This is a genomic window from Streptomyces sp. ASQP_92, assembly GCF_025399895.1.
Taxonomy (GTDB): Bacteria; Actinomycetota; Actinomycetes; order Streptomycetales; family Streptomycetaceae; genus Streptomyces.
The window spans coordinates 1-14,573 of the sequence record NZ_JAODUA010000013.1 but is presented as its reverse complement, the minus strand read 5'-3'; the positions used below and the strand labels follow the sequence as shown (position 1 = coordinate 14,573).

Annotated in this window: 12 protein-coding genes; 6 read left to right on the top strand and 6 right to left on the bottom strand. The window is 72.1% G+C overall.

The genetic code is table 11. The annotated features are described in order from the left end of the window. The first annotated feature begins 122 nt into the window (after nt 1-122). Together N4G70_RS24535 and N4G70_RS24530 are read left to right on the top strand one after the other, a co-directional pair. Entirely contained in the window at nt 123-1,460 is a 1,338-nt protein-coding gene (locus N4G70_RS24535) for a hemolysin family protein (RefSeq protein WP_261714880.1), read from the top strand. Then, nucleotides 1,457-2,560, top strand: a complete 1,104-nt coding sequence (locus N4G70_RS24530; RefSeq protein ID WP_261714879.1) for a hemolysin family protein — start codon at nt 1,457-1,459, stop codon at nt 2,558-2,560. Before N4G70_RS24535 ends, N4G70_RS24530 begins: the two co-directional genes overlap by 4 nt. Here the strand turns inward: N4G70_RS24530 and N4G70_RS24525 are convergent, their stop codons facing one another. Continuing rightward, nucleotides 2,561-4,450: an AAA family ATPase gene (locus N4G70_RS24525; RefSeq protein WP_261714878.1), complete on the bottom strand. Its 1,890-nt coding sequence runs from the start codon at nt 4,448-4,450 to the stop codon at nt 2,561-2,563. Between the two features lie 332 nt (nt 4,451-4,782). Continuing rightward, nucleotides 4,783-5,433, bottom strand: coding sequence for a uridine kinase (locus N4G70_RS24520; protein WP_261714877.1), 651 nt, complete (start codon nt 5,431-5,433; stop codon nt 4,783-4,785). A 287-nt stretch (nt 5,434-5,720) separates the two neighbouring features. Between N4G70_RS24520 and N4G70_RS24515 the strand changes: the two genes are divergently transcribed. After that, complete coding sequence (locus N4G70_RS24515; RefSeq protein WP_261714876.1) at nt 5,721-7,085, top strand: C39 family peptidase; 1,365 nt, start codon at nt 5,721-5,723, stop codon at nt 7,083-7,085. A 119-nt stretch (nt 7,086-7,204) separates the two neighbouring features. Next, nucleotides 7,205-7,369, top strand: a complete 165-nt coding sequence (locus N4G70_RS24510; protein WP_261714875.1) for an SCO1431 family membrane protein — start codon at nt 7,205-7,207, stop codon at nt 7,367-7,369. Nucleotides 7,370-7,380: 11 nt separating this feature from the next. On the opposite strand, the gene N4G70_RS24505 is transcribed toward N4G70_RS24510, so the two are convergent. The 3 genes from N4G70_RS24505 to N4G70_RS24495 are packed head-to-tail and all read right to left on the bottom strand — an operon-like array spanning nt 7,381 to nt 9,931. After that, on the bottom strand, nt 7,381-8,241 hold the full coding sequence (locus tag N4G70_RS24505) for a hypothetical protein (RefSeq protein WP_261714874.1): 861 nt from the start codon (nt 8,239-8,241) through the stop codon (nt 7,381-7,383). After that, on the bottom strand, nt 8,238-9,326 hold the full coding sequence (locus N4G70_RS24500; protein ID WP_315904288.1) for a DUF6114 domain-containing protein: 1,089 nt from the start codon (nt 9,324-9,326) through the stop codon (nt 8,238-8,240). The genes N4G70_RS24505 and N4G70_RS24500 overlap by 4 nt, the downstream gene beginning before the upstream one ends. After that, a complete protein-coding gene (locus tag N4G70_RS24495; protein WP_261714873.1) occupies nt 9,317-9,931 on the bottom strand; it encodes a DUF6230 family protein in 615 nt (204 codons plus the stop codon). Before N4G70_RS24495 ends, N4G70_RS24500 begins: the two co-directional genes overlap by 10 nt. A 114-nt stretch (nt 9,932-10,045) precedes the next feature. On the opposite strand from N4G70_RS24495, the gene N4G70_RS24490 reads away from it, so the two are divergent. Then, nucleotides 10,046-10,672 carry a TetR/AcrR family transcriptional regulator gene (locus tag N4G70_RS24490; RefSeq protein ID WP_261714872.1) on the top strand — a complete coding sequence of 209 codons (627 nt, stop codon included), beginning with the start codon at nt 10,046-10,048 and terminating at the stop codon, nt 10,670-10,672. 56 nt (nt 10,673-10,728) lie between these two features. Here the strand turns inward: N4G70_RS24490 and N4G70_RS24485 are convergent, their stop codons facing one another. After that, on the bottom strand, nt 10,729-12,018 hold the full coding sequence (locus N4G70_RS24485) for a glycoside hydrolase family 18 protein (protein ID WP_261714871.1): 1,290 nt from the start codon (nt 12,016-12,018) through the stop codon (nt 10,729-10,731). Nucleotides 12,019-12,395: 377 nt separating this feature from the next. Here N4G70_RS24485 and N4G70_RS24480 point away from each other — a divergent pair, with 377 nt between their 5' ends. Next, nucleotides 12,396-13,568 carry an acyl-CoA dehydrogenase family protein gene (locus N4G70_RS24480; protein ID WP_261714870.1) on the top strand — a complete coding sequence of 391 codons (1,173 nt, stop codon included), beginning with the start codon at nt 12,396-12,398 and terminating at the stop codon, nt 13,566-13,568. Nucleotides 13,569-14,573: the final 1,005 nt, after the last annotated feature.

Below are 14,573 nucleotides of genomic sequence, written 5' to 3'. Positions count from 1 at the left end.
CACCCCGCACACGGGCCTGCGTCATCGGCCGCGGGGTACCTGCGACCCGAGGAGTGACTCCCTCCAGCAATGGACGGATCGTCCGGTAGTACGTGCGCCGCCCCCTCCCAGGAGGCGGCGGCATGACCATCACGCTTGTGCCGCTCGTCGCGGCATTCCTTCTGATCCTCGCCAACGGCTTCTTCGTGGCGGCCGAGTTCGGCCTGGTCACCGTCGACCGGCCGGACGCCGAACGGGCCGCCGCCGAGGGCGACCGCAGGGCCGGCGCCGTGGTGCGCGCCCTGCGCGAGCTGTCCTTCCAGCTCTCCGGCACCCAGCTCGGCATCACCATCACCTCGCTCGTCGTGGGCATGCTCGCCGAGCCCGCCCTCGCCGATCTGCTCGAGGGCCCGATCGGCGCCACCGGCCTCCCGGCCGGCGCCGTCTCCGGCATCGGCGTCGTGCTCGGCATGCTGCTCGCCGCCGCCGTCCAGATGGTGGTCGGCGAACTCGTACCGAAGAACTGGGCGGTCTCCAAGCCGCTCCAGGTCGCCCGTTTCGTGGCCGGGCCGCAGGACCGCTTCTCGCGGCTGTTCCGGCCGGTCATCGCGCTGCTCAACACCGTCGCCAACCGCCTGGTGCGGGCGCTCGGCGTGGAGCCCGCCGACGAGCTGGCCTCCGCCCGCACCCCCGGTGAGCTGGTCTCGCTGGTCAAGCACTCGGCGCGGGCCGGAACCCTGGAACAGGACACCGCCGACCTCTTCGTACGGACCCTCTCGCTCGGCCACCTCACGGCCGAGAACGTGATGACCCCGCGCGTCAAGGTCAGCGCGCTCCAGACCACGGCGACCGCCGCCGACGTCCTCAACCTCACCCGGGCCACCGGGCTTTCCCGCTTCCCGGTCTACCGGGAGCGCATCGACGAGGTCGTCGGCATGGTCCACCTCAAGGACGCGCTCGCGGTGCGGCCGGCCGAGCGGCTGCGCACCGCGGTCGGTCTGATCGCCGTGCCACCGCTGCTCGTCCCCCAGACACTGCCCGTGCAGCAGCTTCTGGGTCGGCTGCGCAGCGAACAGCCGATAGCCGTCGTCGTTGACGAGTACGGGGGCACGGCCGGCGTGGTCACCCTGGAGGACATCATCGAGGAGCTCGTCGGCGAGGTCCGCGACGAGCACGACGGCGCGGACGCCGCCCGCCCCGAGCTGGCCGTGGTGGCGGGCGAGGACGGCAGGCCCGCCTGGGAGGCCGACGGCAGCTGCCGGGTCCTCTCCCTCGGCCGGATAGGCCTGGACGCGCCGGAGGGCCCGTACGAGACCGTCGCCGGCCTCGTCGCGGATCTGCTGGGCCGCATCCCGGTCCCCGGCGACCGCGTCGAACTGCCCGGCTGGCGCATCCAGGTCCGCCGCGTCGAGCGGTACCGCGCGGAGCGGGTCCGCTTCGTGCGGGCGGCCGACGCACCGGTGGCGGAGGCGGTCCGATGAGCGTGCTCCAACTCCTCTTCGCGCTGCTGCTGGTGCTCGCCAACGGGTTCTTCGTCGGGGCCGAGTTCGCACTCGTCTCGGTGCGCCGCAGCCAGATCGAGCCGCTGGCCGCGACGTCCAAGCGGGCCCGCCAGGTGCTGCACGGCCTGGAGAACCTGCCGCAGATGATGGCCGCGGCCCAATTCGGCATCACCGTCTGTTCGTTGACGCTCGGCGCGGTCGCCGAGCCGACCGTGGCCCGGCTCCTGGAGCCCCTCTTCGAGGTGGCCCGGATCCCCGGGGGGCTCGTCCACCCGCTCGGCTATGTGATCGCGCTCGCCCTGGTGGTCTCGCTGCACCTGGTCATCGGCGAGATGGTGCCCAAGAACCTGGCGATGGCCGCGCCCGAGAGGACCGCGCTCTGGTTCAGCCCGGGCCTGGTCGCCTTCGCCCGGGTCTGCAAGCCGGTGACCGTCGCGCTCGGAGCCTGTGCGCGGCTCGTCCTGAAGCTGTTCCGGGTCGAGCCGAAGGACGAGGTGGAGGCCGTCTTCACCAGCGTCCAGCTCGGCCGCCTCGTCGAGGACTCCGGCCAGGCCGGGCTCCTGGAACCCGAGGCCCAGGAGCGCCTGGAGGACGCCCTGGAACTGGGCAGCCTGCCGGTAACCGACGTCCTGCTCGACCGGGCCTCGCTGGTGACGGTCGGCTGCTCGGTGACCCCCCGGGAGCTGGAGGAGCTGACGGTACGCACCGGCTACTCCCGCTTCCCGGTGTGCGCGGAGGGTGGCGCCTACGGTGCCTTCATGGGGTTCCTGCACGTCAAGGACGTCCTCGACGTGGAGGAGCGGGAGCGCGCGGTGCCCCAGCAGCTGTGGCGTCCGCTCATCACCCTGCGGGCCGAACTGCCCCTGGACGACGCCCTGACGGTGATGCGCCGCGCGGCCACCCACCTGGCCCAGGTCACCGACGGCTCGGGCCGGGTACTCGGCTTGGTCGCCCTGGAGGACGTCCTCGAAAAGCTGGTGGGCGAGGTCCGCGACCCCGCCCACCGCGAGGAGCCGGCCCCGCCGGCCCGCCTCGCCGAGCAGCGCGGCGAACAGGCCCAGCAGGCGCTGGCCGGATAGCTAGAGCGGTTCCTGGGGGTCGCGGCGCGTGGGGCCGCGACCCGACAGGACCTCGCCGTACGCCTGCATCAGATCCGGCAGGCGCAGGGTGGCCAGGTCGTCGCGGGTCGGCGTCGTCGGATACATCGACAGCCTCAAATCCCGGTAGGCGCAGCTCTTCTCGTACAGGGTGCGTAGGAAGCGGCCGTTGCCCAGCTCGTCGATCCAGCCCTGGTCGACGACATGACCGCTGATCGAGCGCAGCTCCTCCAGCGCCTCCTCGTCCCAGGCGTCGCCGTTCTCGGCGGCGAGCACCTCGCCGATCGAGGTCAGCTCCAGGGGGCGGTAGGAGGGGAAGTCGACGCGGGTGGTGAAGCGGGAGGACAGGCCCGGGTTGGTGGCGAGCAGCCGGTCCATGCCCTCGGGGTAGCCGGCCAGGATGACCACCAGGTGGTCCCGGTTGTCCTCGGCGCGTTTGAGGAGCACCTGGAGTGCCTCGTCCCCGTACGCGTCGCCCTTGCTGTAACCGGAGTTGGAGAGCGAGTACGCCTCGTCCACGAAGAGGACCCCGCCGAGCGCCGAGTCGATCAGCTCATTGGCCTTGACGGCCGTCTGGCCGAGGAACTCGCCCACCAGGTCCGCCCGTTGGGCCTCCACCAGATGGTCGCCGCCGAGCAGGCCGAGCGCGTAGAACACCCGGCCCAGGATGCGGGCCACGGTGGTCTTCCCGGTGCCCGAGGGGCCGGAGAAGACAAAGTGACGTTTCGGCGGCTGGACCGGTAACCCCTGACTGGCCCTGAGCCGCGCCATGTTGAGCTGCGCGGACAGCGCCTTGACCTGACGCTTGACCGGTTCGAGCCCCACCATCCGTTCCAGCTGGGCCAAGGCCTCGGCGAGCAGGACGGAGTCGGTGGGGCCGGCCGGGAAGGCCGGGGGAGCGGGCTGCGCGGGAACGCCGGGCTTGTCCCGGGCGCCGTCGCGCGCCGGGGGCCCGGCGAGCGGCGGTTGTGGTTCGCCGCCGAGCCGCAGCTCCCGCCCCTCGGCCGGATCGGGCCCGAGCGCGGACTCGGCCTCCGCCTCCACCGTGTCGCCGAAGCCGGTCAGGGCGACCGCGGCGAGGTCGCCGGAGTCGTCGGAGCCCTCGTACCCGTCGTTCTCGGTGATGGCGGTGAGCCGTGCCGAGGTGTCCATGAACGCCGGGTCGACCCGGTGCACGGCCCGGTACAGGGGCAGCGCAGCGGCCGAGCGCCCGGTGCCCTCGTGGGCGCGGGCCAGCCAGTAGCGCAACTCCTTGCGCTGGGGCTGCTCGCTGCGGCAGCGCATCAGGGCGGCCGAGAGCAGCGGCTCGGCCTGGCCGAACATCTCCAGGCGCACCCGCGCCATCCCGGCGAACAGGCCGGCCTCGATGCCGAGCAGGGGATCGTCGACCAACGGCTCCGTGTGGCGCACCAGTTGGTCCCAGTCCTTGACCAGATAGGCACGGCAGGCATGCAGGAAGCGCACCTGCGGATCGGCGTCGACGGGCGGCAGCCCCGCCAACGCCCGGTCCAGCTCCGGGACATGGCGGCCGTCCAGCCAGTGCGAGGCATGGGCGAGCAGGAGATCGCGCGGGCTCTCCAGGACGGGTTGCACCCACCAGCCCAGCCAGTACCAGGAGTTGAGGGTCCTGCGGTGGGCCGCCCGCTGTTCGCCGAAGCGTTCGCGATGGCGGTACATGCGCAGCAGCGCGGTCGTGGTGTCCACGCGCAGGGCGTGGAGCCCGAGCCAGCCGTCCGCCATGGCGGGGTCGAGCCGCACCGCGGTGCGGAACTCCTCCCCGGCCTGCGGATACGCGCCCATGGTGTACGCGTCCACACCGCGCAGCCAGGCGAGATCGGCCGGGGCGTGTGCGCCCGTAGTGCCGAAGTCCATCACGTCCCCCACACCGTGCCCCGTGCTGAACCGCCCATTCACACAACGGAATTGACGGGAGTTGACCGCACCGATGTGCATCGTACCTGCGGAAAGGCCGCTGCCGAAGGGGGCCGGGGAGGAGCACCGATGGTGACCGAGGGTGAGCGGAACGCCCTGGGTGACGGGCTCAAAGGGGGAGAAAAGGCAGAACGAAGCCCCCGATCACGGGGGAACAACCGGGGGCTTCGCGTCCGCGGCGGCTTCGGAAAGCCGCACATTGAGAACGTAAGACCTGTATGGCCCCCGGGTCAAGCGGAGTTGAAGCACTTCAGGGGCTGTTTTGCGACGGTTCAGGGCGGTGGGGTGAGGTCGTCACGCTCAGTGAGCGAATGGGTCGTACGGGCTGTCGCACTGGGCCCCGGGAGCCACTCGTACCCCTCTGGCACCTGGCGCACCAGGGCGTCGGCGAAAGGTCTCGACGGGTCCTCGGCGAAATGGCGTATCTCCGCCTCCGTCCAGTCGTCCCAGAAGGCGGAAAGTCCCCTCCCGTCCCGGTGCCGGCCCCGTACCCAGGAGTCCGCCGCGTCGAGTTCCATCCAGATGACCAGGGCGAGCGCGGGGCGCAGCGCCCGGCGGCCGGCGCCGACGCCCTCGACGAGGACCACCGGCGCCGGCTCCAGGGCGCGCGGGGCCCCGAAGCGCCGCAGCTCCCAGTCGTACGGGTCGTACCGGGCCGTCTCGCCGCGCCCCAGTGGATCGAGCACCTGGAGACGGAGTCGCCGCGTCCAGCCGAAGAACTCCTCATGGGTGGCCAGATCGTCCAGGTGCAGCACCGGCGCCCCGCCCAGGGCCCCCGCCAGGCGGCCCGCGAACGTGGACTTGCCGGAACCCGCGTGCCCGTCCACCGCGACCAGCCGCACCGGCCCGCAGGACGGCGGCAACTTCCGTACCAGGGCGGCCAGTTGGTCCACGGCGGCGCCGGAGGAGGGCGTGCTGGTCATCGCGTCCTGCCTGGTGGTGCGGGGGATGGCCCCGGGCCGGGCCCGGGGGAGGGGTTCGACCGTACCCGGTGACGACGCGCGCGGCGGCACCGTGCCGCCGCGCGGCCACGGTCGCGGCCGGACTACCCGGATGCGGCGGCCCCCGCCCAGGTCATGCCAGTGGACGAGACCAATATTGGCGGCGGGGCGCGTGCCGAATCACTGGCCGAAGGGGGTCCTCACCCGCGATAGTTGGCCCGCTGTCGTGCACTCGCCACCCCATCCGTGACCGACTGGGGGTCCTCACCGTGACCAGCTCCACCCCCCGCAGAACCGTCCTCGCCGCGGCCGTCGCCGTCGCGGCCGGTGCCGTCGTGACCGCGTCCGGCGGACCGGCGGCCGCCGCGGGCGCCGCCTCCCGACCCAAGCAGGGCCAGCAGCTCGTGGACAACCAGGCCTGGACCTCGTACGCCCAGTGGCGCTCCGGCTCCGCGAACGGGGTGCGCGCCGAAGGGGGCCCGCGCCCCGGCATCGTCATCGCCCACCCCGCCGGAACCACCGTCTACACCGACCCGCACACCGGGACGACCACCACCTGGGAGTACGCGAGCTGGACCTCGCCCGAGCACCGCTGCGCGGTGCCCGCCACCGAGGCCGTCGCCCACTGGAACGCGCACACCCCGGCCGGCACCTGGATCCAGATCGAACTGCTCGGCACCTACGGCGACGGGACCCCCACCCCGGCGTACGTCATGGGCCGCTGGACGGCGGGCGACGGCGAGAGCGACATCCGGCGCACCTCCGTCGACGGCCAGGGCGACGGCAGGAGCTCCATCTCGACGGACACCTTCGCCATCGACGCCCCGGCCGGCGGTGCCCGCCTCGCCTCCTACCGGCTGCGGGTCACCCTCCACCGCCCGCCCGGCAGCCGGCTCACGCCGACCGTGTGGCGGCTCGGCGCGATGGCCTCCGACATCCCCGACCGCTTCACGGTGGACGCCTCGACCCCCACCTACGCGGGCGAGCTGGAGGTGCCGAGCTACTCGCAGGAGATCCACAAGGGGCAGTACCCGCAGTACGACAACGGCGGCGAGGCCTGGTGCAGTCCCACCTCCTCGCAGATGATCATCGAGCACTGGGGGCGGAAGCCGGACCCGGCCGACCTCGCGTGGGTCGACCCCTCCTATGCCGACCCACAGGTCTGCCAGGCCGCCCGTCAGACGTACGACCACCAGTACAAGGGCTGCGGCAACTGGCCCTTCAACGCCGCCTACGCCGCCACCTACCGGGACCTGAGCGCCGTGGTGACCAGGCTGCGCTCGCTGAACGACGTGGAGACGCTGGTCCGGGCCGGCATCCCGGCCATAACGTCCCAGTCCTTCCTGGCGTCCGAGCTGACCGGCGCGGGCTACGGGACCTCGGGTCACCTGATGACCGTGACCGGCTTCACCGAGGACGGCGACGTGATCGCCCACGACCCGGCATCGCCCGATGACGCGGCCGTACGCCGTGTCTACCGGCGGCGCGAGTTCGAGAACATCTGGCTGCGCACCAAGCGCCACAACGCGAGCGGAAACGTGGCGTCCGGCACAGGGGGCATCTGCTACCTGTACTGGCCCGCACACCCCTCGCCCAGGCAGCGCAAGGCCCTCGCGGCCGTCGGCATCCGCTGAGAGGGCGGCCTGCGCCCCCGGGCAGTGATGAACGTCTCTACCCCGGGGGCCCGGTCCGCTGGCACTGTGGAACGGTCACCGGGGGGACCGTGCACCGCCACACGACCGAGTGAGTTCACATGACCCTGCCTGCCACCACGCTCGACGACCCCCGCGCCCTGGCCGAGCTCCGCGCCCGCACCGGCGGCCCCAAGGACACCGGCCCCAAGATCCTCGAGCACGTCCTGGGCTGGACCCTCGTCGTGGTCATCGCGATGCTGGTCACCCAGACCGGCCTGCTGTAGGGCGGCTGGGCTCAGAGCGCCGTCCAGTGCCGTGCCGGGATGCCCACGACCGCGTACAGCGCCCGCACCGGTGAGCGCCGGGCGAGCAGCACGGCGCCCGCCAGGACGGCGAAGAGCGCGAGCCCCGGCGCCGGGCCCAGCAGGCGCATGAGCAGGCTCGCGGTGACGGCGCCGGCGAAGGGCAGCCCGTAGACCCCGGCCGCGGCGACGGCGACCGCGAGGACCCGCGCCACCTTCCGGTCCTCGTCCGCGCCCGGCAGCGCCCAGCCCTCCATCAGCCAGCCGATCTCCGTCACCACCAGGGTGCCGATCACGGCGGCCCCGAGGACGAGCAGCGCCAGGAACGTCCCCGACGTCACAAAACGCAGCAGGTCGTTGACCACGCTGTCCTTGGGCCACTCCCGCAGGGCCGCCCGGTTCGTGGTGAGCAGCCGCCGGTAACCGTTCCCGTCCCAGCCGTGCACGAGCACCCCGAACAGCAGGAAGTGCCCGCCCACGCACTGGAGATACGCCCAGTAGCCCGCCCCGACGAGGACCAGCGACTGCGCCACGACGAAGCCGAGCAGGGTGGCCACGACGATCCCGCCCGCGTAGAACAGCACGAACCCGGCCCAGATGCCGCGGTGGTCCCCGGCGACCTGCATGGTGGCCCACGAGGGGTTGCGCCACATCATGAACAGGCCGGTGGGCACCAGGAGTACGGCCGCGAACAGCAGGGTCAGCAGCAGATAGGGGTTGGCCGCCCGGCTGCGGGTGCGGACGCCCTCCTCGTGCACCGAGCGCTGCCACCACTGGAGTTGGCGGGCCGCGGAGAGGGCGAAGGTCGCGCCGGTCGCGTACGCCCAGAAGAGCGCGGCCTGGATCTGGATCACGAGGCCCCCAGGGTCAGCCCGTTCGCGGCGATCGAGTCCGAGGTGACCAGGGCCTGTTCGGCCGTCACATCGGTCATGAAGACGAACGGCGGGACGATCGGCGGCACCGGAAGGGTGTTGGGGTCGAAGGTGACGCAGATCAGCCCTTCGAGGCAGCCGCTGAACTTGGTGAGATAGAGCGTCACCCGTCCGCTGAGGTCCAACGAGCGTGCGCCGAGGGCGAGTTCGTCGTGGCCGTCCCGGGTGCGCAGCCGGTAGTCGGTGAGCGAGGCCGAGGTCATCCTGAGGACCATCGCCTTGAGGGGGCCGCGCGCGGTCGGCACGGTCGTCACACCCGCCAGCAGGAAGCCGTGGGGCGAGAACCGGGTCGTGGTGACCGTGGGCGGGACGGCCGGGGCGACGGTCACCGGGCCGGGCCCGGGCGGCTGCTCGACGGGGCGCCCGCCGAGCGTGACGAGCAGGGCGACCGGCAGGGCGGCGGCCAGGGTGCGCTGGGTGCGGACGTTCCCCACCCGTGGGCCCGTCTCCTCCTTCGGCGTCCAGCCGAAGCCCATCGCGCTGCCCGTGATGCCCAGGGCCATCCCGATCAGGAACCCGCCCAGGTTGGTGGCCGCGAACGAGAGCACCGACAGGATCAGCGCGTTGATGGACACATAGTGCCGGGTGTGCGGCAGGAACCAGAGGAAGAGCCCGGCGACCACCAGCGCGAGACCGATCCCGATCGCCGCGATGCCGCCGAGTCCGAGGCTGACCAGGATGGTCAGGGGCGACAGCGGCACCACCAGCAGTTCGACGCCGCCGAGCAGGAGGAACAGGCCCGCCCAGAACGGCCGGGTCCGCCGCCAGCCGCGGAACGAGCGCCGCGCCTCGGGCAGCGGCAGCCGCTCATCCAGCCACCCGGACCGCACCCGGCTCCCGCCCCCGGCGGGCCCGCCCCAGGAGGCGCGGTCCTCCGTGGCGTCCGGCCGGGGGGCGGTGGGCTCGGGTGCCCGGGGGGCGCCCTGCACTCGCACCGGCGGCCGGGGCGTGGGGGTGGTCGCGCCGGTGCGAGGGATCCGCAGCAGGCCGAGCCGTCTCAGAAGCACTTCTTGCCGCCGAGGCTCACATCGACCTTCATCCCCTTCAGCCGGAAGTTGCCGCCGGTCGCCGACCAGGCGTGCGAGCGCACACCGGCGACCTCGATGTCCCCGGCCTGAAGCCCGAACTTGCCCTTTTCGCCCTGAACTCCCTTGACGGCGTCCAGAGTTGAGGCGTCCCGCCCGATCTCGGCCGTGCCGAACCGGGCATCGCCGACCAGGTCCTCGCCGTCGATGACCAGGTTGCTGGCCGTCACCTCGCCCGCGTCGCCGCCCGCCGTCAACTTGAACACGACGGTGCCGACGGGGGTGCCCACCTCGGCGGACTGGCAGATGTCGCTGAGCTTCGCGTCGCCGATGCCGAGCAGCGCCACCGGGTGGCCCTTCCCGTCGACCGACTTGTCCGTCTGGACGAACGAGGAGAGCCCCGAGCTGGTCAGCTTCCCCGACGCGACCTGGAAACTGGTCCCGGAGACCGCGAACGACGCGGCGAGCGCGCCCTCGGCCATCACATTGGCCATGATCCCGACCGCGACGACCGCCGGCAGTGCGACGATCGCCGTCTTCTTCCAGGCTGTTCTTCCCTCGGCCAACGGCCGTGCGGCTGCGCTCACTTGATCCTCCCGTACGAGACGGCGAAGCTTCGAAGAGGCGGTGCAGGGGGGGCGTGCGGACAGGTCTGCCATACTCTGCGGGCATCCTGTGGCAGTTGGAGAGTAGGGCCGAATTTGAATAATAGTCAACAGGGCGGTACGACCGAGAGATCCCAGGTCCGTCGCTCCGAACTCATCGCAACCGGCCGGAAGTTGTTCGCCGACACCTCCTATGACGCGCTGTCGATGGACGACATCGCCAAGCACGCCGGAGTCGCCAAGGGGCTGATCTACTACTACTTCAAGTCCAAACGGGGCTACTACCTGGCCATCGTCGAGGACTCCGTCGCCGATCTGGTGTCCCGCGCAGGGAGCGACACCGACCTGCCCCGCGCCGAACGCGTCCACCGCACCATCGACGGCTACCTCCGCTACGCCGAACACCACCAGGCGGCGTACCGCACGATCGTGACCGGCGGGGTCGGCTTCGACACCCAGGTGCAGGCGATCCGGGACGCGGTCCGCCAGGAACTGATCGCCACCCTCGCCGAAGGCGCCTACGGCACCCGGGACATCCCGGTCCTCGCGCGCCTGGCGCTGCTCGGCTGGCTGGGCAGCGTGGAGAGCGTCACCCTGGACTGGCTGGGCACCCTGGAGCCCTCCCGCGACACCGTGCGCGAGCTGCTGGTGCGGATGCTGCGGCGCACCCTGGACACCATCGAGGAGTTCGAGCCGTCCTGCCCCTCGCCGGAGCCGTCCTAGACGTGCCGAGGGGGCGAACGGTCACGGCCGTCCGCCCCCTCGGTCCAACTCCCGTGCTAGTGAATGGACTTGATGAGCTCACCGTTGGTGGTGTCGCCGCTGAGCTCCCACACGAAGGTGCCGCCGAGCCCCTGGTTGTTCTTGTAGGTCATCTTCCCGGCGATGGTGGAGGGGGTGTCGTAGCTCCACCAGTCGGTACCGCAGTAGGCGTACGCGGTGCCGGCGACCGTGCCGTTGGCGGGGCACTTGGTCTTGAGCACCTTGTAGTCCTCGATGCCCTGCTCGTACGTGCCCGCCGCGGGCCCCGTCGCGGTGCCGCCGGGCGCCTTCTGGGTCACGCCGGTCCAGCCGCGCCCGTAGAACCCGATGCCCAGCAGGAGCTTGTTCGGCGGGATGCCGAGGCCCTTCAGCTTCTGGATGGCCGCGTCGGTGGTGAAGCCCTGCGTGGGGATGCCGCTGTAGGAGGTCAGCGGGGAGTGCGGGGCGGTCGGGCCCTTGGCGGCCCAGGCGCCGAAGAAGTCGTACGTCATCGGGTTGTACCAGTCGACGTAACTCGCCGCGCCCGCGTAGTCGGTGGCGTCCATCTTGCCACCCGCCGACGCGTCGGCGGTGATGGCGGCGGTGACCAGGCTGGACCCGCCGAACTTCGAACGCAGCGCCGCCAGAAGGTTCTTGAAGGCCGCGCGCCCGCTGGTGTCGCAGGACAGGCCGCAGGCGTTGGGGTACTCCCAGTCGATGTCGATGCCGTCGAAGACGTCCGCCCAGCGCGGGTCCTTGACCAGGCCGTAGCAGGAGGAGGCGAACGCGGCCGGGTTCTTCGCGGCCTCGGCGAAGCCGCCCGACCAGGTCCAACCCCCGAACGACCAGAGCACTTTGAGCCCGGGGTGCTTCTTCTTGAGCTCGCGCAGCTGGTTGATGCTGCCCGCGACCGGCTGGTCCCAGGTGTCGGCGGTGCCGTCCACGCTGGAGGCGGCGTCGTACGTCTTCTGGTAGTCGGCGTAGGCGTCACCGATGGCGCACTTGCCGCCGGTGACGTTGCCGAACGCGTAGTTGATGTGGGTGAGCTTGCTCGCCGAGCCGGACGTCTCGATGTTCTTGACGTGGTAATTGCGCTGGTAGACGCCCCAGTCGGTGAAGTATCCGACGACCCGGGAACCGGCCGCGGCCGCCTGCGGGGCCGGGGCCGCACGTTCGGGGGAGGCGGTGGCGCTGCCCGCGCCGGCGAGCAGGGTCACGCCGAGCGCGGCGGTACACGCGGCGGCGACCAGGGCCTTGACGCGGCCGGGGGCGCGCCCGGCCCGGCCGGAGCCGGGAGCGTGGGGGAGTGAAGGACGGGGTCCGAGCATCGTGATCTCCTCGTGGGGAGGGGAGAGAGGGGGCTGGGCACGACCGCTGTGACGTCTTCTTTGACATGAACGCACTAAGGCGCCGAAGGGAACGCTAGAAGGACTAGACCAGTGCGGTCAATGGTTCGGACCAATTCCGGAGTGCTCAACTCCGGCGCGGGGTCCCGCCCGGTGCCCGTCGCGGCCCGGGGAAATCGTGATCTTGGGGCCAGTGACGGGACGCGTCCGATCGGGCATACTCACAGCGCCACGGCCACCCGCCTGCTACTTCCGTGACCCGGAAGGGAAGGCATCGGCCGTAGAGCAGAGTCACCGGCGGCGCCGCCACACCCTGCGCGTGCGTCCGTCGTAGCGCCCGACAGGGAGGAGAGCGCGCCATGCCCGACCGTGCCCCACAGCCGGTGGAACGAGAGCTGCCCACCGAAGAGGCCCGGGACCTTGTCACGCTGGTGCGCGACATCGTCCAGCGGGAGATCGCGCCTCGGGCCGCAGAGCAGGAGGACGCCGGGCACTTCCCGCGCGAGATCTTCACCCTGCTCTCCGAATCCGGCCTCCTCGGCCTTCCCTACGACTCCGAGTTCGGCGGGGGCGACCAGCCCTACGCGGTCTACCTCCAGGTGCTCGAAGAGCTCGCGTCGGCCCGCCTCACGGTCGGCCTCGGCGTGAGCGTCCACTCGCTGGCCTGCCACGCGCTCGCGGGCTACGGCACCAAGGAACAGCGGGCCGAGCACCTGCCCGCCATGCTCGGCGGCGGCCTGCTCGGCGCGTACTGCCTCTCGGAGCCCGCCTCGGGTTCGGACGCCGCCTCGCTGCGCACCAAGGCCGTGCGGGACGGCTCGGACTGGGTCATCACCGGCACCAAGGCCTGGATCACCCACGGCGGGGTCGCCGACTTCTACACCGTCCTGGCCCGCACCGGCGGTGAGGGCGCCCGCGGCATCACGGCCTTCCTCGTGCCGGGCGACGCGGCGGGGCTGAGCCCGGCCGCCCCCGAGAAGAAGATGGGCATGAAGGGCTCGCCCACCGCCCAGCTCCACTTCGACGGCGTACGCGTCCCCGACGCCCGCCGCATCGGCGAGGAGGGCCAGGGCTTCGCGATCGCCCTCTCCGCCCTCGACTCCGGCCGACTGGGCATCGCGGCCTGCGCCATCGGCGTCGCCCAGGCCGCCCTCGACGAGGCGCTCGCCTACGCCACCGGCCGCCGGCAGTTCGGCCGGCCCATCGCCGACTTCCAGGGCCTGCGCTTCATGCTCGCGGACATGGCGACCCAGATCGAGGCGGGCCGCGCGCTCTACCTGGCCGCGGCCCGGCTCCGCGACGCCGGACGCCCCTTCTCCCGCCAGGCCGCGATGGCCAAGCTGTTCTGTACGGACGCGGCGATGAAGGTGACCACGGACGCGGTCCAGGTCCTGGGCGGCTACGGCTACACCGCGGACTTCCCCGTCGAGCGCTTCATGCGCGAGGCGAAGGTCCTTCAGATCGTCGAGGGCACCAACCAGATCCAGCGCATGGTCATCGCCCGCCACCTCGCGGGTCCGGAGACGCGCTGACCCCCGTCGGCCCCCGCCCCGGCCACACCGGGGCCGACACGATCCGGGCCCACTCCTGGTCCCGGTGCCCCGGCAGGGTCCGCCCCCTGCTCGCCCAGTGGCGCAGCAGGGACTGATAGATGGGCGGATCGGCGTCGGCGTACTGCAGAACCGATTCCTCTGGGGTCGCGGCGGGGGTGGGTGGGGGTGGGGGCGTCACGCGTCGACGCCGTCCTCGGCCGGGTGCGGACGAATAGAGCAGGCTCATGGTCTGGCCAACGCGGGCCGCCGAGGGGTGGTCACCCCTCGGCGGAATCGCCCCTCTGTACGGTGCCGCCTCCCGCGGCGTGACCGGTGCCCCCGTCCCGCCCCCCTGCGGCCCTGCCGCGCCCCGGCCCCTCGCGCTGGGGGCGGCGCCCCTGCGGCCGGCACGATTTCTGCACAGTTCCCCGCGGCGCCCCCAACCCCCTTTGCGTCCGCGGATGGCGGTCGCTTCTCGCGCGGTTCCCCGCGGCCCCAACCCCTTTGGTCCGCGGACCGTGCCCGCTTCTCGCGCAGTTCCCCGCGCCCCGAAACCCGTCTTCGGCTGCGGGCCGTGCGTGGCCTTTTGCGCAGTTCCCCGCGCCCCCAAACCCGCTTTTGGCTTGCGGGCCGTGCGGGGCTGGTCGCGCAGTTCCCCGCGCCCCTTAGCGGTGTTGGTGCTGGCCTGCATCGGGCATTTCAGCCCGTCCGGCGTTTGAGGACGAGCGCCGTTCAGGCGCGATACGGGGTCTGGGGCGGAGCCCCAGGAAGGCCCGAACCAGCCAACCCCGGGTCACGGGCGGGTGGGTGGGCAAAGGTGCTTCGGGGTCTGGGGCGGAGCCCCAGGAGGGCCGGGGGCATTCAACCCCCGTCACGGGTGGGTGGGGAACGTGCCTCGGGGGCCGGCCAGGGTGACGGGGTATGGCCAGGTGGGGTTAGCTGACGTACCGTCAGGTTTTCGTCCACGTGGAGGTCACCCCATGCCCCCGACCCGCCCCATCCCCC

What these genes read in the sequence shown, in the direction of transcription:
- N4G70_RS24535 (WP_261714880.1), top strand. Translation starts at nt 123, where the DNA reads ATGACCATCACGCTTGTGCCGCTCGTCGCGGCATTCCTTCTGATCCTC.
- N4G70_RS24530 (WP_261714879.1), top strand. Translation starts at nt 1,457, where the DNA reads ATGAGCGTGCTCCAACTCCTCTTCGCGCTGCTGCTGGTGCTCGCCAAC.
- N4G70_RS24525 (WP_261714878.1), bottom strand. Translation starts at nt 4,450, where the DNA reads ATGGACTTCGGCACTACGGGCGCACACGCCCCGGCCGATCTCGCCTGG.
- N4G70_RS24520 (WP_261714877.1), bottom strand. Translation starts at nt 5,433, where the DNA reads ATGACCAGCACGCCCTCCTCCGGCGCCGCCGTGGACCAACTGGCCGCC.
- N4G70_RS24510 (WP_261714875.1), top strand. Translation starts at nt 7,205, where the DNA reads ATGACCCTGCCTGCCACCACGCTCGACGACCCCCGCGCCCTGGCCGAG.
- N4G70_RS24485 (WP_261714871.1), bottom strand. Translation starts at nt 12,018, where the DNA reads ATGCTCGGACCCCGTCCTTCACTCCCCCACGCTCCCGGCTCCGGCCGG.
- N4G70_RS24480 (WP_261714870.1), top strand. Translation starts at nt 12,396, where the DNA reads ATGCCCGACCGTGCCCCACAGCCGGTGGAACGAGAGCTGCCCACCGAA.